This is a genomic window from Spirosoma soli (genome assembly GCF_042684525.1).
Classification (GTDB): domain Bacteria; phylum Bacteroidota; class Bacteroidia; order Cytophagales; family Spirosomataceae; genus Spirosoma; species Spirosoma soli.
Map to the genome: position 1 here is coordinate 20060 of NZ_JBHULN010000010.1, position 16234 is coordinate 36293.

20 protein-coding genes are annotated in these 16234 nt (G+C 44.8%); 6 read left to right on the plus strand and 14 right to left on the minus strand.

What is annotated here, in order from left to right; all coding sequences use genetic code 11:
• Nucleotides 1–46: 46 nt before the first annotated feature.
• The 3 genes from ACFSUS_RS16645 to ACFSUS_RS16655 all read left to right on the plus strand — a co-directional run bounded on the left by ACFSUS_RS16645 (nucleotide 47) and on the right by ACFSUS_RS16655 (nucleotide 3330).
• Nucleotides 47–943 (plus strand): fructosamine kinase family protein, encoded by an 897-nt coding sequence (locus ACFSUS_RS16645; protein WP_381524492.1) that lies wholly within the window; start codon nucleotides 47–49, stop codon nucleotides 941–943.
• 77 nt (nucleotides 944–1020) lie between these two features.
• Entirely contained in the window at nucleotides 1021–2448 is a 1428-nt protein-coding gene (locus ACFSUS_RS16650; protein ID WP_381524494.1) for a DEAD/DEAH box helicase, read from the plus strand.
• Between the two features lie 72 nt (nucleotides 2449–2520).
• Nucleotides 2521–3330, plus strand: a complete 810-nt coding sequence (locus ACFSUS_RS16655; protein WP_381524872.1) for a tetratricopeptide repeat protein — start codon at nucleotides 2521–2523, stop codon at nucleotides 3328–3330.
• 69 nt (nucleotides 3331–3399) lie between these two features.
• Here ACFSUS_RS16655 and ACFSUS_RS16660 read toward each other — a convergent pair whose 3' ends face one another.
• On the minus strand, nucleotides 3400–4212 hold the full coding sequence (locus ACFSUS_RS16660; protein ID WP_381524496.1) for a toxin-antitoxin system YwqK family antitoxin: 813 nt from the start codon (nucleotides 4210–4212) through the stop codon (nucleotides 3400–3402).
• Between the two features lie 310 nt (nucleotides 4213–4522).
• On the opposite strand from ACFSUS_RS16660, the gene fcl reads away from it, so the two are divergent.
• Nucleotides 4523–5464 carry a GDP-L-fucose synthase gene (fcl, locus tag ACFSUS_RS16665; RefSeq protein ID WP_381524498.1) on the plus strand — a complete coding sequence of 314 codons (942 nt, stop codon included), beginning with the start codon at nucleotides 4523–4525 and terminating at the stop codon, nucleotides 5462–5464.
• A gap of 73 nt (nucleotides 5465–5537) precedes the next feature.
• Here the strand turns inward: fcl and ACFSUS_RS16670 are convergent, their stop codons facing one another.
• A complete protein-coding gene (locus ACFSUS_RS16670) occupies nucleotides 5538–6170 on the minus strand; it encodes an acetyltransferase (protein WP_381524500.1) in 633 nt (210 codons plus the stop codon).
• 112 nt (nucleotides 6171–6282) lie between these two features.
• On the opposite strand from ACFSUS_RS16670, the gene ACFSUS_RS16675 reads away from it, so the two are divergent.
• Both ACFSUS_RS16675 and ACFSUS_RS16680 read left to right on the plus strand, forming a co-directional pair.
• Complete coding sequence (locus tag ACFSUS_RS16675) at nucleotides 6283–7119, plus strand: UDP-2,3-diacylglucosamine diphosphatase (protein ID WP_381524502.1); 837 nt, start codon at nucleotides 6283–6285, stop codon at nucleotides 7117–7119.
• 13 nt (nucleotides 7120–7132) lie between these two features.
• The gene (locus tag ACFSUS_RS16680; protein ID WP_381524504.1) at nucleotides 7133–8281 is read left to right on the plus strand and encodes a glycosyltransferase family protein; all 1149 of its coding nucleotides are present in this window, start codon (nucleotides 7133–7135) and stop codon (nucleotides 8279–8281) included.
• On the opposite strand, the gene ACFSUS_RS16685 is transcribed toward ACFSUS_RS16680, so the two are convergent.
• The 12 genes from ACFSUS_RS16685 to cyoE form a co-directional block, all read right to left on the minus strand.
• Nucleotides 8276–9100 carry a Rossmann-fold NAD(P)-binding domain-containing protein gene (locus tag ACFSUS_RS16685; RefSeq protein ID WP_381524506.1) on the minus strand — a complete coding sequence of 275 codons (825 nt, stop codon included), beginning with the start codon at nucleotides 9098–9100 and terminating at the stop codon, nucleotides 8276–8278. The two genes, ACFSUS_RS16680 and ACFSUS_RS16685, sit on opposite strands and share 6 nt — an antisense overlap.
• On the minus strand, nucleotides 9100–10107 hold the full coding sequence (locus tag ACFSUS_RS16690) for an outer membrane beta-barrel protein (RefSeq protein ID WP_381524508.1): 1008 nt from the start codon (nucleotides 10105–10107) through the stop codon (nucleotides 9100–9102). Before ACFSUS_RS16690 ends, ACFSUS_RS16685 begins: the two co-directional genes overlap by 1 nt.
• Nucleotides 10104–11012: a hypothetical protein gene (locus ACFSUS_RS16695; protein ID WP_381524510.1), complete on the minus strand. Its 909-nt coding sequence runs from the start codon at nucleotides 11010–11012 to the stop codon at nucleotides 10104–10106. The genes ACFSUS_RS16690 and ACFSUS_RS16695 overlap by 4 nt, the downstream gene beginning before the upstream one ends.
• Nucleotides 10978–11595, minus strand: a complete 618-nt coding sequence (locus ACFSUS_RS16700) for an RNA polymerase sigma factor (protein WP_381524511.1) — start codon at nucleotides 11593–11595, stop codon at nucleotides 10978–10980. Before ACFSUS_RS16700 ends, ACFSUS_RS16695 begins: the two co-directional genes overlap by 35 nt.
• Before the next feature lie 125 nt (nucleotides 11596–11720).
• Nucleotides 11721–12098, minus strand: coding sequence for a DUF983 domain-containing protein (locus ACFSUS_RS16705; RefSeq protein WP_381524513.1), 378 nt, complete (start codon nucleotides 12096–12098; stop codon nucleotides 11721–11723).
• Nucleotides 12049–12324 (minus strand): hypothetical protein, encoded by a 276-nt coding sequence (locus ACFSUS_RS16710; protein WP_381524514.1) that lies wholly within the window; start codon nucleotides 12322–12324, stop codon nucleotides 12049–12051. The genes ACFSUS_RS16705 and ACFSUS_RS16710 overlap by 50 nt, the downstream gene beginning before the upstream one ends.
• A 12-nt stretch (nucleotides 12325–12336) precedes the next feature.
• Nucleotides 12337–12879 carry a DUF420 domain-containing protein gene (locus ACFSUS_RS16715; protein ID WP_381524516.1) on the minus strand — a complete coding sequence of 181 codons (543 nt, stop codon included), beginning with the start codon at nucleotides 12877–12879 and terminating at the stop codon, nucleotides 12337–12339.
• Between the two features lie 10 nt (nucleotides 12880–12889).
• Nucleotides 12890–13600 carry an SCO family protein gene (locus tag ACFSUS_RS16720; RefSeq protein WP_381524517.1) on the minus strand — a complete coding sequence of 237 codons (711 nt, stop codon included), beginning with the start codon at nucleotides 13598–13600 and terminating at the stop codon, nucleotides 12890–12892.
• A 1-nt stretch (nucleotide 13601) separates the two neighbouring features.
• Nucleotides 13602–13931, minus strand: coding sequence for a cytochrome C oxidase subunit IV family protein (locus ACFSUS_RS16725; RefSeq protein ID WP_381524520.1), 330 nt, complete (start codon nucleotides 13929–13931; stop codon nucleotides 13602–13604).
• Between the two features lie 13 nt (nucleotides 13932–13944).
• Nucleotides 13945–14742 carry a cytochrome c oxidase subunit 3 gene (locus ACFSUS_RS16730; RefSeq protein ID WP_381524522.1) on the minus strand — a complete coding sequence of 266 codons (798 nt, stop codon included), beginning with the start codon at nucleotides 14740–14742 and terminating at the stop codon, nucleotides 13945–13947.
• Nucleotides 14743–14757: 15 nt separating this feature from the next.
• Nucleotides 14758–15348, minus strand: coding sequence for a cytochrome c oxidase subunit 3 (locus ACFSUS_RS16735; protein ID WP_381524524.1), 591 nt, complete (start codon nucleotides 15346–15348; stop codon nucleotides 14758–14760).
• Between the two features lie 6 nt (nucleotides 15349–15354).
• The gene (gene cyoE, locus ACFSUS_RS16740; protein WP_381524526.1) at nucleotides 15355–16233 is read right to left on the minus strand and encodes a heme o synthase; all 879 of its coding nucleotides are present in this window, start codon (nucleotides 16231–16233) and stop codon (nucleotides 15355–15357) included.
• Nucleotide 16234 lies beyond the last annotated feature (1 nt).

Below are 16234 nucleotides of genomic sequence, written 5' to 3' on the forward strand. Positions count from 1 at the left end.
GCTACCCGGCAAAAGTATTCAATTTGCAACGAACGTTGGTTAACGCATGGATTTCTGGGGTGATGAGCAATTCTCTTTCTTTGAAAGTATTTTATTTTCGGCATTGGGTCAAACGGTCGAAGTAATCGAAATGCAGTTTTTGTCGGGTGGAGATATCAACACGTCTGCCCAGGTGTTTTCATCTGAGGGTGTCTTTTTCGTTAAATGGAATCAGGTCAGCCTGCACTCTTCTGAACACCAAAGCATGTTCGAAGCTGAGGCCAGAGGCCTTGACTTACTTCGCCAGACGGATGCACTACATATTCCACAGGTTATTGGTTATGGCCATCAGTTAGACAAGTCCTATTTAATTTTAGAGTATATCGATTCGGGTAATCCTGACAAGAAATATTGGGAAACACTCGGCCAATCGCTAGCCGTTCTGCACTCCCACACACAACCAAAGTTTGGGTTAAGCTTTGCCAATTACATTGGCTCCTTGCCGCAAAGCAATACCCCAACGGTTAGCGGTTATGAGTTTTTCTTTGAGCAGCGTTTATTACCACAGGCGGGCATGGCTCTGTACAAAGAATTACTCTCAAAAGAGGCTTACGATGCGCTGTTCCGACTCCGTGACCGTTTACCAGATCTGATCCCGAACGAACGGCCAGCCCTGATACATGGTGATTTGTGGTCGGGGAACGTCATGGTAACCGAAGAAGGCCTGCCTGCCTTAATTGATCCAGCTATCTATTATGGTTTTCGGGAAGCAGAACTCGCTTTCACGAAATTATTTGGTGGCTTCGACCAACGTTTTTATGACGCTTATGACGAGGCTTTCCCACTTTATGAGGGTTTTGACGAGCGGGTAGGCATTTATAATCTATACCCCTTGCTAGTTCACGTGAATCTGTTTGGCTCTGGCTACGTTAGTGGCGTAGAACGCATACTGAAGCAGTTCTAAGACTCTCAGCTTAACGGACTATCCTTAATTCGCCAATTGGCTTCTAAGCGGCTGTACTGGTTGGCTATTTATATCTTATGGAAATTACTTCTTTTGAGCAATTTGAGCTCAACCGGCAATTGCTCAATGCCGTGGCCGACCTGGGTTATACAGAGCCTACTCCTATCCAGCAAAAAACCATTCCGCTCAGCCTGGGAAACCACGATGTGCTAGGTATTGCCCAAACCGGCACGGGCAAAACGGCGGCTTACTTGCTGCCGTTGCTGATGAAAGTCAAATATGCCCAAGGAAATAACCCACGTGCCTTGATCTTGGCCCCAACGCGAGAACTCGTTATGCAGATTAATCAGGCTGTTAGCGAACTGGGCAAATACACCGATTTACGTCATCTGGCACTGTATGGCGGGTTGGGGCCAAAAACGCAGATAGAAACATTACGTAAAGGTGTCGATGTAATTGTGGCTACACCCGGCCGTTTTATGGATCTTTATCGAATGGGCGAGATCGTTACAAAGGACATCCGCACGATGGTGCTAGACGAAGCCGATAAAATGATGGACATGGGGTTTATGCCCCAGATTCGGTCTATTCTCGAAGTAATTCCAACGAAACGGCAGAATCTGCTGTTCTCAGCGACGTTCGGCGGCCGGGTGGAACGGCTATCAGCGGAATTTTTAGAGGCTCCCATAAAAGTAGAGGTGACTCCCCAGGCCTCTACAGCTGAGATGGTTAATCAGGTAATGTACGAAGTACCCAACTTCCGTACGAAAATTAACCTACTGGATTACCTGATCAGTAAAGACGCTTTTCAACGGGTAATTATCTTTGCTCGTACCAAAACCACCGCCGAAAATATCTACAAGTTTCTGGCACGGAAAGTGGTTGAGTCCGACAAGATTCGGGTGATTCACGCTAATAAGGGGCAGAATACACGTATCAATGCTATGGAGGCCTTTAAAGAAGGGAACATCCAGGTATTGGTCGCGACTGATGTGGCCGCACGAGGCATTGATGTGGCTGAAGTAAGCCACGTTATCAATTTCGACCTGCCCCTGATTTACGAAGATTATGTCCATCGAATTGGACGAACTGGCCGCGCCAACCATACGGGCGAAGCCATCACGTTCATAACGATGGCCGAGGAATATCATGTGCAGAAGATAGAGCGAATCATTCGCATGAGTATTCCCAGACTACCGATTCCGTCGGTGGTAGAAACTGTAGAAACTCCTTTTGACGAGCAACAAGCGATGCTACGCGAGATTGACGAGCAACGCCGAAAGGAAGATCCAACGTTTTTGGGGGCTTTTCATGATAAAAAAGTGCAGCATACGGCTACTGGTAAAAACCGACTGAAAACAAAGTCAAAATTGACGGGGGCTAAAAAAACGACGTCACAAAGCGTAGCAGGCACATCAAGCCGATTAAGCCGGGGGCCTGGAGGAGCTGGAAATGCCAAAGCAGGAGCGCCTAAACGGTCGGGGCCACGCGGAGGACGTCGGTAATTGAAACAGAATGTACTAACTTAGATTCCCCCTTCGTTTTACAGGAACATCTATCTGTGTATGTTGATTGTTATGAGCGTTCGGATGAATCTGATGCAGTGGACTTTAGTTGTACTTCCGTTTTTGGCGGTGGCTCAACCTAAGCAGCTCATCTCGTCAGCTCGTTCGGGTGATTCGGCCCGTTCATCAAGAACTATTCGCAACAATGCAGAAAAGGATTCACAGACCCTGGAATCCGTTTCTGATGCGACTGCCACGGATGCAACAGGAGGAGCTGCTAATACGCTTCCTCTATTCGGTGAGCGTCCCAAAACAGCTGCTCAAATTGACGAAGAAGTTCACTTCTTAAACGACTGCGATCGAAATTTTACCAGTCGATCTGAAGCCAGCGATTTTTTTGCTGCTCGGGGTTGGGACTATGTTGCCGATGGACAGTTGGATACAGCCGCTCACCGCTTCAATTTATCATGGCTGCTAAATAATCACAATGCTGATGCCTATTGGGGCTTAGGGGTTGTTTGTTATCAAAAGAATCAGTTACCCGATGCCATTCGGATGCTGAAAAAGGGCCTCGATGAAGCAGATAGTAACGCCGTATTAATGACTGATTTAGCCACACTGGAGATTAAGCATTATCAAGAAAAGCCAAACGGTGATGTTTTAAAAGATGCAGAATCTCATCTGCAACGGGCAGTGTCTATTAGTCCAAGTAATGCTGTACCTTATCAGAAGTTATCGTTAATCAGTTTCTTGAAGGCTGATTACTCAAAGGCTTGGGATTATTTTCATCAAGCTCGTAGTCTTGATTTGTCTGTACTTGATCTTGGTTACCTAAACGACCTGCTAGCCAAGCATCCTGACCCTAAAGGGGTGTTCAAATAAATAGCCCGCATAAAATAAGGGGTAGTAAGCTGACTTACTACCCCTTATTTTATGCGGGTAAATCTCCCACTAATTACCAGTCTCCTCGTCTTCTATTACCTTTTCTTTAGCACGTTCAAAAGTAACTTTACCTTTTTCGTCCCATTCCGTAATGGTGTAAGGCTCGAACTCGGTATCCCATTGATTACTGGCATATTGAATTAACTTCTTACGCATTCGCCGTCCGCTGGGATTAATTGGGTAGAATTCTGTCCATCGGCCTATTTTCACACCGTTTTCGTACTTACCTTCTTCAGCGAGTATCCCATTTTCGTGAAAAGCCATGTACGTTCCTTTCACCTTTCCGTATTCAATCGGGATAATCTCTTTTACTTTATGATGGGCTGAATCGTGATACGTTATACGAGATTCGGCAGGAACACCCCGATGCCAGCGAGTTTTATCAACGAGCATGAAGTTGCCGTCGTACCGTTCCCAGCGACCATCTTTCATGCCGGCATAGTAATAGCCCTCTTCGACTAGATCGCCGTTCTGATAACGTTTGTAGGGACCGTGTAAGAGCAAGCCGGTGCCTTCGTCACGAACGATTGAACTGGTTACACGGCTAGATTTTTGGTAAAACTTAAATACGTCTCGTACATACGGTAAGGGTTTAGCCGCATCATTGTCCCGCAATACGTAAAACTCTTCAACAATCGTTCGATCGCCACTCCCTAGCTTAGTATAGGCTTTAACCATCGATAAGCCTTCATACTCTGTTTTTGACAGCTTATTTTTGGCTTTCTTATCGACCTTTAGTTTCTTCAGCTGTTTTATCTTCAGGCCCAGGTCAGGCATGACACCCGCCACATAAGCGTCTTTCTGCTCTTTCAGCGAAGACATAGTCGGTAAACCCAGCGTGGTCAATGATGAAGGTACCGACGAAAACGGCGACGCCGGTGTGCCCGATGGGGCTAGCACTGGCTTTGAAGCCGTTGTAAGTGAAGATGGCGCACTGGTTTGAGCCCAAACGGTGGACACGACTGAACCAGTAAGTAATATTAGGCCGACAGAAGTTTTTAAGTTAAAAGCAAACATGACGGGGCAAACGATTGGTGCCTGAAGTTTGTTAGTTTTGCAACGATAAATTACGTACTATTATTTTGTTAATCCGCCCGCCGGAGCGTCCGGTGGCTTGCACACAAACACTCTCGTGGAAAAACAGGCCTGCATTTACGTCGCTGGACACCGGGGAATGGTCGGCTCAGCCCTCGTTCGCAAACTTCAAGCCGAAGGTTATACTAACATTATCACTCGTACTTCTTCCGAACTAGATCTGCGCAATCAGGCCGCTGTTGCTGATTTTTTTAAGCAAGAAAAGCCGGAATACGTATTTTTAGCAGCCGCTAAAGTGGGGGGTATTATGGCTAACAACATCTATCGTGCCGAATTCTTGTACGATAACCTGGTGATTGAAGCCAATATTATTCATAGTGCTTATCAGACGGGCGTCAAAAAGTTATTGTTCCTTGGTTCATCCTGTATCTATCCTAAGCTGGCCCCTCAGCCGCTTAAAGAAGAATACCTGCTTAGCGGTTATTTAGAAGAAACAAACGAGCCATACGCTATTGCCAAAATCACAGGAATTAAGCTGTGCGAAGCATACAGGAGTCAATACGGCTGTAATTTCATCTCAGCTATGCCAACGAATTTGTATGGTCCTAACGATAATTATGACCTACAAGGTTCACATGTCCTACCGGCTTTGATCCGCAAATTTCACGAAGCGAAAGTTAATGATCAACCTTTTGTTGAAGTTTGGGGAACCGGTTCGCCACGGCGCGAATTCCTTCATGCCGACGACCTGGCTGCCGCTTGCTTTTATCTAATGGAACATTACAACGACGAGTTGTTTGTGAACATTGGCACGGGCGAAGATGTCACGATTCGTGAACTGGCCGAACTCGTAAAAGAGACGGTTGGCTATGAAGGCGAACTGCGCTGGAATACTGAAAAACCGGACGGTACTCCTCGTAAGCTAATGGACGTATCACGGCTCCACGCTATGGGCTGGAAACACACTACGGAGCTGAAAGAAGGCATAGAACGCACGTATCAGGACTTCTTGACAAACGAAGTTTTATACGTTGAGTAAATTTTAATATTCTGCAAGAAGCAGTCTTCAGCAATTCCTGACCTGGGTTGGTAGCTGAAGACTGCTTTCGTTTTTATACCTTTCGTGCTGGATTACCGAACACGGTTGCACCAGCCTCAACATTCTCTACAACAACAGACCCGGCCCCTACCCGAGCGTTCTTACCAACAGTTATTCCTGCAACCAGTGTTGAGCCGGTGCCGATAAAAGCTCCCTCTTCTACTGTAACACCACTGTTGATGACACTACCTGTGCCAACTTGCACATAATCGCCCAGTTTAGCCTGACTTTCTATGATAGCTCCAGTCTGAATTATGCAGTGCTGTCCGATTTCTGCATACGGGTTAATAACGACACGTGCAGCAATCAAATTACCATGACCAATAGTCGCCAGAGCTGATACTGTTGCTGTATCGTGGATGGCGTTTACGGGTTGCACCTTCCGCCGTTCGTTCAGCATCTTCACCAGCCGTTTGCGAACGCGTCCATCACCGATGGCGACAAAAGCCTCACACTTCTGGCCAATTAGTTTCAGAAAGCCATCGTCATCGGTTTCACCCAATACTGATACGTCGCCAAACTCCTTCCCATGCAAGTCTTTATTATCGTCTAGCAAGCCGTATACAACTACACCGTTACGTTGAAACAGATCTAAAGCCGTCATGCCTAAGCCACCTGCTCCGAAGATAAGCACCGGATTCTCCATCTATCTTATTTTGTTAAGTCAATATGAACTTCTCTTCGTCTAGCGCTATAATGTTGTCAATTTAGTAACACTAGGATAAACTCTACTTCATTTATGGGGTGTACTTTCGTTTATGAAATCAAGTACACAATTCCGCACAATTGTGCTTTCCGACATTCACCTCGGCACAGCCGGGTCGAAAGCTAAGGAAGCCACGGAGTTTTTACGAAATTACTCTTGCCAGAAACTAATTCTTAACGGCGACATCATTGACGGCTGGCAGTTGAAACAGTACGGTACGTGGAAGAAAAAACATACTGCTTTCTTTAAAACGGTTTTAAAGCAAATCGTTCACTACGATACCAAAGTTGTTTATCTACGCGGCAATCACGACGATTTTCTGGATCAGGTTATGCCGCTCAAGGTTGGCAAGAATTTCTCGATTCGGAAAGATTACACGCTAACCTCAGGTGCCAAAAAGTTTTATGTTACCCATGGTGATGTGTTTGATTCGATAACGTCACAAATGAAGTGGTTAGCTTATCTAGGCGATATAGGCTACACGTTCCTGCTCTGGGTTAACAAATTCTATAATCAGTATCGTACCTGGCGCGGCTTACCTTACTACTCGCTCTCCCAGCAGGTTAAAGCCAGAATTAAACAGGCTGTTAGTTACATATCTGATTATGAGCAGAAACTAACCGAACTTGCTCGTGCCCGCAATTGCGACGGTGTTATCTGCGGCCACATTCACCAGCCAGCCATTCACGAATTCGACGGCATCATTTACATGAACTCCGGTGACTGGGTCGAGTCATTAAGTGCGCTTGTAGAAGACCATGAAGGGAACTGGAGTCTAGTCTATTATACATCGGACTTATCCGATGATGAGGAAGAATTAGAAGCAAAGAAGGCTGCTAAACGAGCTAAGCAACTTGTTGAGAGCGACCTGTCAACTCAGCTCGATTAAACTCCTTTTCGCAATGCGTATTTTATTTTTAGTACAGGGAGAAGGACGTGGCCACTTAACTCAGGCGTTATCACTAGCGCAAATTTTGCATTCGGCCGGCCATCAGGTAATTGGTGCTATAGTTGGCGTAACGGCTGAACGCGGGGTGCCTTCGTTCTTCAGCGAAAAATTTACAGCGCCTATTACGCCAATCTTCAGTCCAGGGCTAGTGTATAATGCCGGTACAAACGAGCTTCAACCGGTTAAAACCACGATTCAAGCTATTCGCTACGCCCGACCATTTTGGCGTAGCTTAAAACAGGTACGCACTATCATTGATACCCAGCGCCCGGATGTAGTTGTCAATTTTTATGAAATGTTGGGAGGATTAACCTATGCGTTGTTACGACCAAGCGTACCAATGGTTTGTATTGCGCATCAGTATCTGGCGTTTCATCCCAACTTTCAACGTCCCAAAAATCAGTGGTTTTACGAACAGGCGTTCAAGATCAACACGCGTTTGACCTGTTTAGGGGCCCGTGAGTTGTTGGCGCTTTCTTTCGATAAGCAAGCCGACGCACCTGGTCAAGGCGTTCGCGTAGTTCCTCCATTGCTTCGTCAGGAGGTCACTCAGATGAAGCCAACAAATGGCGATTTTTTGCTGGCTTACGTGACGCAGCCTGGCCTCAATGTTGAACTCTTAAAGGCGCATCGGCAACATCCCCAGATTCGTATGGATGGCTTTCACGCTGGCGTTAACGTACCGAATCAGGTAATTGATGATACGCTAACGTACCATGCTATTGATGGGAAGCGGTTTCTGGATTTTATGGCCCGCTGTAAGGCAATTGTTACCACGGCTGGCTTCGAATCAGTTTGCGAAGCGGCCTACCTGGGTAAGCCTGCCCTAATGATTCCGCAACCTAATCACTTTGAACAGGCCTGTAACGCCATTGATGGCCAACGTGCTGGTGTTGGCGTTGCATCAAACAGCTTTGATTTGGATCAGTTGCTGGCATACTTACCTAAACATGATACGCAGGTAAATGAACGCTTTCGAGCCTGGTACGGACAAGGGTATTTTATGTTTTTAGCTGCGCTAAACCGAGCTGCTACACCGACCAGCAAACCTTCTTCGGGTGGTTTTTTCTGGACTCGTGTCCGACATCTATTACGCTCATAGCTCGTAATAAAATTGCAACGGATCAGGATAGACGAAGGTGTATTGAGTTGATTCAATCAGCTTTTGGGGACTAATTACTTTGTAAGGTACTGGTTCAGATGGTGCGATAAAGCTAGGTAGTCCGTAGCCAAAGTCAACACAGCTTTTTCGATACACAGCTTCGCGGGTAGGATGCTCCGGAGCTACAGCATTGAACGTACCTTGTTTATGTTGCTCGATCAAGGTTAACAGTATAGCAACGGCGTCGTCCTGGTGAAGGTAGTTTACGGGTACATTTCCAGTGTCGAGGGATCGGCCAGCAACATATTTGCCTGGAATACGGTCATACCCCATCAAGCCGCCACAACGTAATACCGTCACTTTTTGCACTGTAGCAAGACCTTGGATTAGCTGCTCAGCCTCTGTTAGAGCGGGCGCGGCTGACTGCTTTGAACTTGTTACGTCGTCTTCAACCACTATTCGGTTCAATTCAGGATATACTGACGTTGAACTCACGTAAATCACGTGTTTGATAGACGACTGACGTATGGGCTCTGTCAAGTAGCTGATTTGTTCAGGATGGAAATCATTACCCATCTTACCGGCTTTCGGCGGAATATTAATAACTAACACGTCGACTTCAAGCAAGGATGTTAGATTACCTTCTGGTTTGGGATTTAAACGTAGCTCGTAGGCATCAATACCGTTTTGCTTTAATGTCAGTGTTTTTTCAGCTGAGGTGGCGCTCCCTTTCACGATATAACCTTCCTTTAAAAGACGTATTGCTAAAGGAAAGCCTAACCAGCCGCAGCCAATTACAGAGATAATGTTTGAACTCATCAAAAAGAGACGCCAAAACTTAGGGTTCGTACATCAGGTCCTTTGCCTGTCTGAAACACCGAATTCAAATCATATTTAACAAACAGATTTGTTTTCAAGACACCGATATGGCTTACAAGACCATAGCGAAGGTCGTTTAGATAAAAGCTGGCGTGCTCATGGTCTTTCTCGTTATTTTGACGCTTGATTTTTGTGTAGCTGTCAAGGCGGTATCCTACAAATCCGCCAACTCCTAAATGGAACACCTTGCGCCCCGACGCATTATAGAAGCTCACACGAGGTACCACGGGTACTTGCAAAGCAAAGGTTGTTAGTTTACTTTTTTTAAGTTCTTCTGAGGGTGTAATAAACTCCATCTGTGTAGCGCCTTTCGTGGCTACAACGTTGTTTTCGAACATGTAATTGTTCCATGAGGCTTCGGCCGCGTAGTACAAACTTAATCTAGTTCGTTTACCACTGATTATTGTAGGACGCTGTGCAAAGGCTACCGCAAAATAACGCGATCCTATCGGTTTCAACTCGTACAAGCCAGTAGGGTAAGCGGCTACATTAGTTTGCGTCAGAAGTGTATTGAGACCAATCTGAAAATCCACACTTCTTGCCCAGGAGTTAAAGCTTCGCTTTGAAGACGTTTTAGTATAATCACGATGATTTTTTATAGAGTCATCTTTAGACTCGTTTTTTCTATCAACAACTATAGTTACGCCATCTTTTTTCTTGGTTATCACCAATACAGTATCTCTCAAATAGCGGTCACCATCTTGTGAAATAGCGGTTTGTCCATTAGGAACTGAATCAAGTTTCATTCCCATTTCGCGGACAATTTTGTTCAAGTCGTAATTCGACAGAGCTTGTATGCCAGCTTTATCTGGCGCGTAAATAACCAACCGGGTTCGATTAGCAAACCGAATTACTAACGAATCAGCCGGGCTATAAGCTACAGCTGGCGTAACTAAAGCTCCCATAAATAGCACGGCTACAAAAGCCCTGCGCAGTACACCGTTCATTGCTTAGCTGATTTGTCCTTATCAAGGTTATGTTTTATACCATTGTACGCTCGTCCAAGCAGACTACGCTCTTCGTCGTTGTTATCACGACGCGCAAGCACATCACCCTGCTTGATACGTTTCACTTGTTGCCATAACGTTGCAGCTTTCGTCTCTTTCTCCAACTTATCGGCTACAACCAGCACAGGCTTCTGGTCAGTGATAGATGCCTTGGCTGCTTGCCGCGCGGCAACCAACGCTTCTGGTTCAGGAATTGTTACAACCAGTATACGTTCGGCGGGCTTTTGAGTATTATTGGCTATTTGTTCAGCCGCAGGTGTTACAGACTCAGGAGCGGTATTGGCAGCCACTACTTCAACCTGAGTTTTAACTTCTTCAAGAATTCGCTTTTGGGCAGGTTCATTAACTGATGTCATTATAGCACCTTTCTTAGATTGCTCTAGGGTATTAGGCTGTTTAGTACGTTGATGCTGCGCGATATGCGATTGCGCTAGTTTCTCCTGGTCAGCTTTTATATCTTCTGCGCCTGGCGTTGCTTCATTCTGAACGGAAGGCGTAGCCTCTGTATTACTTAATGTTTGACCACTTATGTTCTCGCCCTCAGTAGATCTTTGGACCTTTGGCTCCATTTTTTTGCTGTAGGCCACACTTTGCTGTCCCGATGACACCTTGCTGCCTGATGGCCAGTATTGCCAGCCTAAACCGCATACTAGTACCACACAGGCGGCTGCCGTATATTTTTGCACAACAGGATTACGCCAAAGTATAACCTTTGCTTCCGGTTTTCGCTGGCCCATTCTGGCTTGTAGCCGTTCGAAACCATCCGAACTGGGTGGCAACGACATATTCGACAGTCTTTTGGCGAACAAATCATCGATTGGCCGCTTTTCCGTATGTTTTTTCATAGGTATCAATATGGCTAGTATGCAGGCGCACTTCGAGCTCCAGCTTTTTCAAATTCGCTTGTAATATTGTTCTAGCACGACTTAACTGCGACTTTGATGTTCCTTCTGAAATGCCAAGCATTTCCGCAATCTCAGCATGGGCGTACCCTTCAATAGCGTATAAATTGAAAATAGTACGGTACCCGTCGGGTAATTGATTTACAATGTGTAATAAATCGTTTTCATTAACGGCGGTATCAGCCCATTCATAGTCAGGCTCAACTGTTGCCTCCTCAATAGGTATCTCCTGCCGCCATTGTTTATTTTTACGGAGAAACATCAATGACTCGGTCACCATAATTCGACGAATCCACCCTTCGAAGCTACCGTCTTGACGGAACTGATCTATTTTCTCAAACACACGCATAAAACCGTCAAGCATCACCTCTTCGGCATCGGCACGGTTTGCGCAATATCGAGTGCATACTGCTAACATCTTACCAGCAAACCGTTCATACACAACCTTATGAGCACGGCTTTCACCCCGCTTCAATGCAGCCACTAATTGCGCTTCGGTTGTAAAAAACGGTATTATTCGGAGCATGATGGTCTAGGTTCAAGGCTAAGATGCAGGATAAAGCTGAGGAGGTTGCATGAACCGAAAAATTTTTTGACGTACCCTACTGCCTGGTCTCCTATTGGAGCCACTAACTCATAAAAAAAGGGCTCTCAGAGCCCTTTTACGTACTTTATTCCGGCTACATATTGTAGCCAAATTACTCGAGATACTCTAAAATTAATTGGAGCAATTAATACCATTACCGGTGCAATCACCGCAAAATACACCCATCCACTAGGATCGCCAGCCAGGTAAAACAGTAAGAAACCAATTACCAGCGCAACCCCGCCCGAAATAGCGTAACTCACAAACATTGCTCCATAGAAGTAACCAGGTTCGACCTCGTAACGCAATCCGCAATGGGGGCAATACTCATACATTTCATCAAAGCCTGTTAATGAATAAAAAGGCTTTTTGAAAATTTTGCCCTTCCTACATTTAGGACATAGCCCGTTTAACGCGGCTTGCAATTTCGAGACGTCTTCCATGCTCCTGCTTACTATTTCGGTACCACAAGTAACCGATTGATGCAACGATCAGATATGGAACAACTAATAAATACAAAATACCAAAGTTCAACTCTGAAGCAACAACACTACGGCCATTGCTAACGGTGCTTTCGACCGTTCCCCGGCACATGGCACACTGAGCCATTGAGTCGGGCACGATCATCATTACTAAAACAATTACCAGCCAAAACTTCCAGTTTTTCATCTGTTTAATGATTTAATGGGTATAATAAGGCCTTATCATCAGGTAAACGATTACGCCGGTTATGCTCACGTATAGCCATATCGGATAGGCCCATTTTACTGTTTGTTTGTGCTTGCCTATTTGTCCGCTTATAGCAAAATAAACCGCTCGTAGAACAAACCACACTACTACTACCGACAAAACAATGTGCGATACTAGCAGAAAATAGTATACAGGTCTTATCCAACCCTGCCCTCCAAAAGGAGTTGACTCATTCGTTAAATGATACAACACGTAACTAACTAAGAACACAGAACCTAGCGAGAACGCTGTAAGCATTGCGCGCTTATGCGCTTCTACATTCTTCTGCCGAATGAAATACAAACCGACCAATAGTAAGACAGAGGTTAAGGAATTTATTACACCGTTAATATGTGGTAAATAGGTAGTCCAGCTCCCCAAATCCACTTTCTGTCGAACGCCCAGCAGTACCGCGACAGCAATTGGTATAGCTAATGACAGAATGTTTATGACTCGGTTGGCTTTCTGTTCCTGAACAGGTTGTAGCGTGTCCATAAATGATAGCTTATTCTTTGCTGTATATGTCTAACAACACACGTATCTCAAGCACTAATCGATCAACATCTTCTTTGTCAGTTCCGTCATAAAACCCTCTGACAATCCCTTCTTTATCTACTAATACCAACTTTTCGCTGTGAATAAAAGTTTCGTCAGGCTTGCCTTCCTTAACCCCTGCATCAACAGCCGGTAGGTAATAACCGTGCATTGCCAGATTATAGATATCTTCTTTACTACCGGTTAAGAAATACCATTTGCCAGGAATCGCTTCGTACTTTTTAGCGTACGCTTTAAGCTGTTGCGGACGGTCATGTTCTGGATCAACTGAGTGAGAAAGTAAGACTACACTGGGATTATTCCGAAATATGTCTTGTACTCGGGTAAGCTGCGACGAGATCTTAGGACATATTGTTCCGCAACGTGTAAAAAAGAAATCAGCTACATAAATCTTACCCTTGACAATAGATTGGTCAACCGCTTTTCCGTCCTGATCAATCAACTTAAAAGGGGGTATGTGATTGTAAAGCGTATCAACCACTTCCCGACCATCAGTTAAGGTAACCTTGCCCAGTAGAGGCTCCCCCTTGGTGGAATCTATTTTTGGCAAATAGCGAGGTAATACATAATGATTTTCTGTACCAAACCTGAGGAATAGATACAGCAAAGCCGGGACCAGCAGCGTAGCGAGCAGGATCCCGGCTTTTCGAGTTGTTGTCATATTACCTGAGTTGGAAAATCGACCCGCCTTCTGTCAACAGAGCGACCAATAACCAAACAATAAACAGCACTGGAATTGTAATAGCCCAAATTAAGCTTTTCACCTCGTGCTTCAAGTGCATAAACTCACCAACAATGTAAAAGGCTTTCACCAGCGTCATTCCTACAAAGATGGACGTCCGCAACCCACCTGCTTTCATGAAGAAAGCTAGTGTAAACTCAAACGCTGTTATTACAGAAAGAATAATGAATGTCCGCCAGATAACGCCTGTCTGTGCAGGCACATTCTCGGTTCCGGCATGACCGTCGTTATGATGTGTGTTGTTAGCCATGGTTAATTTATTATCAGACCAGATAGAAGAAGGTAAATACAAATACCCAAACAAGGTCTACAAAGTGCCAATATAGGCCAACCTTCTCAACCATCTCATAATGCCCACGCCGATCATACAAGCCCGTTGCAGCCCGATAGAAGATCAAAATGTTCAGTACTACTCCACTAAATACGTGAGTACCGTGGAAACCCGTAATAAAGAAAAACAAATCAGCGAAAGCCGGGGGGCCGTACTGGTTTTCGACCAGGTTTGCACCGAAGATTGTACGCTGAATTGTTTGTCCATTGACAAGTTCGCTTACAACGGTTCCTGTCTCTGTTCCATGTATGAAGTGTGACCATTCCCAGGCTTGGCTACCTAAGAAGGTTAAACCACCCAAGATGGTCCACAACATGTACTTCTCAACATCTTTACGATCCATCCGATGACCTGCCTCAACAGCTAACACCATCGTAACGCTACTAAAGATGAGTATAAACGTCATGATACCTACAAATATCAATGGCGCATCTACCCCATGAAGAAACGGTACTGCATTATACACTTTCTCTGGTGTTGGCCAGTATAAGTTTGAAAACTTAAATACCTCGCCATATATAGCCGGGTCCCAAGCAGGGTAACTATATCGGATTAATCCATACGTTACCAGCAATGCTGAGAACGTAAAGGTATCAGAGATTAAAAAGAACCACATCATCAGCTTGCCATAACTGGCATTCATCGGCTCAACTCCACCCATCCAGGTTTTTTTGTCGAACGTTTGTGCTGAATTTGTTGCTACGGTGTTTGTCGTCGCAGTAGCCGCCATGCGTCTAAATGATTATCAATGAAAGTAAACTAAAAATAAAAACAAGTACAACCACAGAATGTCTAAAAAATGCCAGTATGTGGACGCTATCTCTATTTGATTTAAGCTCTTAGCATGTACTTTAAGCCTGAATGAAGCGACCAAAGCAAAAACCAGTACAATCAGACCAGAAATTAAATGGAAGCCGTGCAGACCAGTAAAAATGTACATGAATGAACCCGACGGGTTGCCAACAAAGAATACTTTTTGATTGACTAATTCAACCCATCCCTGGAACTGCATATACAGAAAAGCCATTCCGAGTGCAAAAGTAACAGTTATCGCTGTCTTAAGGCTGCCAAAATTGTCTTTTTTTGCAGATAAGTAGGCCCAATGCATTGTAAGGCTGCTAATCACCAAAACAATAGAGCTGTACGTAAAGACTGACGGGATATCGTAATCTAGCCAGTTACCTTCAGCACGTCGAACTAAATAGGCACTTGTCATGGCCGCAAAGAGCATAATAATGCTTACAATAAACAACCACAAGATAAACTTGCGGGGGTTCATTGAGAGTGTTTCTTCCGGCTCTTCAACTATCGAAATATTGTTCACTAACTCACTCATGGCGCGTTATACTTTGTCTAATAAGTAAACAATCTGCACGATTGGCAAGTACAACAATGATCCAAACATCATTTGAAGTGCTGCTTTATCAGTGCAGGTCCTCATTAAGTGAAACGTTTGTGCTAGAAACAAGATTCCGCCTGCCATAGCAACTAAGCCTGAATTAATACCCGTCATCCCAAGTAGATATGGCAACCAGCCAACGGGTATCAAAAACAGCGTATATATCATGATCCGATACGCTGTTTTTGCATTTTTACCATCGCCTGGCATCATCTGGATCCCAGCTTTTTTATACTCATCAAAGGCTAGCCAACCAATCGCCCAGAAATGCGGGAATTGCCAGAAAAACTGTATGGCGAATAAAATACCGGGTTCTAAACCATAATGATTCGTTGCTGCTACCCAACCAATCATAGGTGGAAATGCGCCTGGTAAAGCGCCTACAAAAACGGCGATAGGGCCTTTGCGTTTTAAAGGTGTATAAACAAATCCGTACAGCAACAATGACAAAACTGCTAAAGCTGCAGCTCGAACGTTGAACACTTCAACAAATAAATAGCAAGCTATGCTAAATAATAATAAAGCGAAAAATGCAGCCTCTCTTACAGACAATCTCCCTGTTGGTAATGGACGAACAGCTGTACGCTTCATTACCTTGTCCGAATCCTTTTCAATAATTTGGTTAATGATGTTAGCCGCTCCTGTAATTGCAATGGAAGCGATTACTAAAACCAGCATTTTCCACCATATTATTTGATCAGCTGCTAAGCAATAGCCGAACACGCCAGAAAATACAACGGCAAGTGTAAGCTTCAGCTTTAACAACTCTATATATGCTTTCGCCTTGGTATTAATGATACTTAGGCTAATTGTCTTTTCCATG

What these genes read in the sequence shown, in the direction of transcription:
- ACFSUS_RS16645 (WP_381524492.1), top strand. Translation starts at nt 47, where the DNA reads ATGGATTTCTGGGGTGATGAGCAATTCTCTTTCTTTGAAAGTATTTTA.
- ACFSUS_RS16650 (WP_381524494.1), top strand. Translation starts at nt 1,021, where the DNA reads ATGGAAATTACTTCTTTTGAGCAATTTGAGCTCAACCGGCAATTGCTC.
- ACFSUS_RS16655 (WP_381524872.1), top strand. Translation starts at nt 2,521, where the DNA reads ATGAGCGTTCGGATGAATCTGATGCAGTGGACTTTAGTTGTACTTCCG.
- ACFSUS_RS16660 (WP_381524496.1), bottom strand. Translation starts at nt 4,212, where the DNA reads ATGTCTTCGCTGAAAGAGCAGAAAGACGCTTATGTGGCGGGTGTCATG.
- ACFSUS_RS16670 (WP_381524500.1), bottom strand. Translation starts at nt 6,170, where the DNA reads ATGGAGAATCCGGTGCTTATCTTCGGAGCAGGTGGCTTAGGCATGACG.
- ACFSUS_RS16675 (WP_381524502.1), top strand. Translation starts at nt 6,283, where the DNA reads ATGAAATCAAGTACACAATTCCGCACAATTGTGCTTTCCGACATTCAC.
- ACFSUS_RS16680 (WP_381524504.1), top strand. Translation starts at nt 7,133, where the DNA reads ATGCGTATTTTATTTTTAGTACAGGGAGAAGGACGTGGCCACTTAACT.
- ACFSUS_RS16685 (WP_381524506.1), bottom strand. Translation starts at nt 9,100, where the DNA reads ATGAGTTCAAACATTATCTCTGTAATTGGCTGCGGCTGGTTAGGCTTT.
- ACFSUS_RS16690 (WP_381524508.1), bottom strand. Translation starts at nt 10,107, where the DNA reads ATGAACGGTGTACTGCGCAGGGCTTTTGTAGCCGTGCTATTTATGGGA.
- ACFSUS_RS16695 (WP_381524510.1), bottom strand. Translation starts at nt 11,012, where the DNA reads ATGAAAAAACATACGGAAAAGCGGCCAATCGATGATTTGTTCGCCAAA.
- ACFSUS_RS16700 (WP_381524511.1), bottom strand. Translation starts at nt 11,595, where the DNA reads ATGCTCCGAATAATACCGTTTTTTACAACCGAAGCGCAATTAGTGGCT.
- ACFSUS_RS16705 (WP_381524513.1), bottom strand. Translation starts at nt 12,098, where the DNA reads ATGGAAGACGTCTCGAAATTGCAAGCCGCGTTAAACGGGCTATGTCCT.
- ACFSUS_RS16710 (WP_381524514.1), bottom strand. Translation starts at nt 12,324, where the DNA reads ATGAAAAACTGGAAGTTTTGGCTGGTAATTGTTTTAGTAATGATGATC.
- ACFSUS_RS16715 (WP_381524516.1), bottom strand. Translation starts at nt 12,879, where the DNA reads ATGGACACGCTACAACCTGTTCAGGAACAGAAAGCCAACCGAGTCATA.
- ACFSUS_RS16720 (WP_381524517.1), bottom strand. Translation starts at nt 13,600, where the DNA reads ATGACAACAACTCGAAAAGCCGGGATCCTGCTCGCTACGCTGCTGGTC.
- ACFSUS_RS16725 (WP_381524520.1), bottom strand. Translation starts at nt 13,931, where the DNA reads ATGGCTAACAACACACATCATAACGACGGTCATGCCGGAACCGAGAAT.
- ACFSUS_RS16730 (WP_381524522.1), bottom strand. Translation starts at nt 14,742, where the DNA reads ATGGCGGCTACTGCGACGACAAACACCGTAGCAACAAATTCAGCACAA.
- ACFSUS_RS16735 (WP_381524524.1), bottom strand. Translation starts at nt 15,348, where the DNA reads ATGAGTGAGTTAGTGAACAATATTTCGATAGTTGAAGAGCCGGAAGAA.
- cyoE (WP_381524526.1), bottom strand. Translation starts at nt 16,233, where the DNA reads ATGGAAAAGACAATTAGCCTAAGTATCATTAATACCAAGGCGAAAGCA.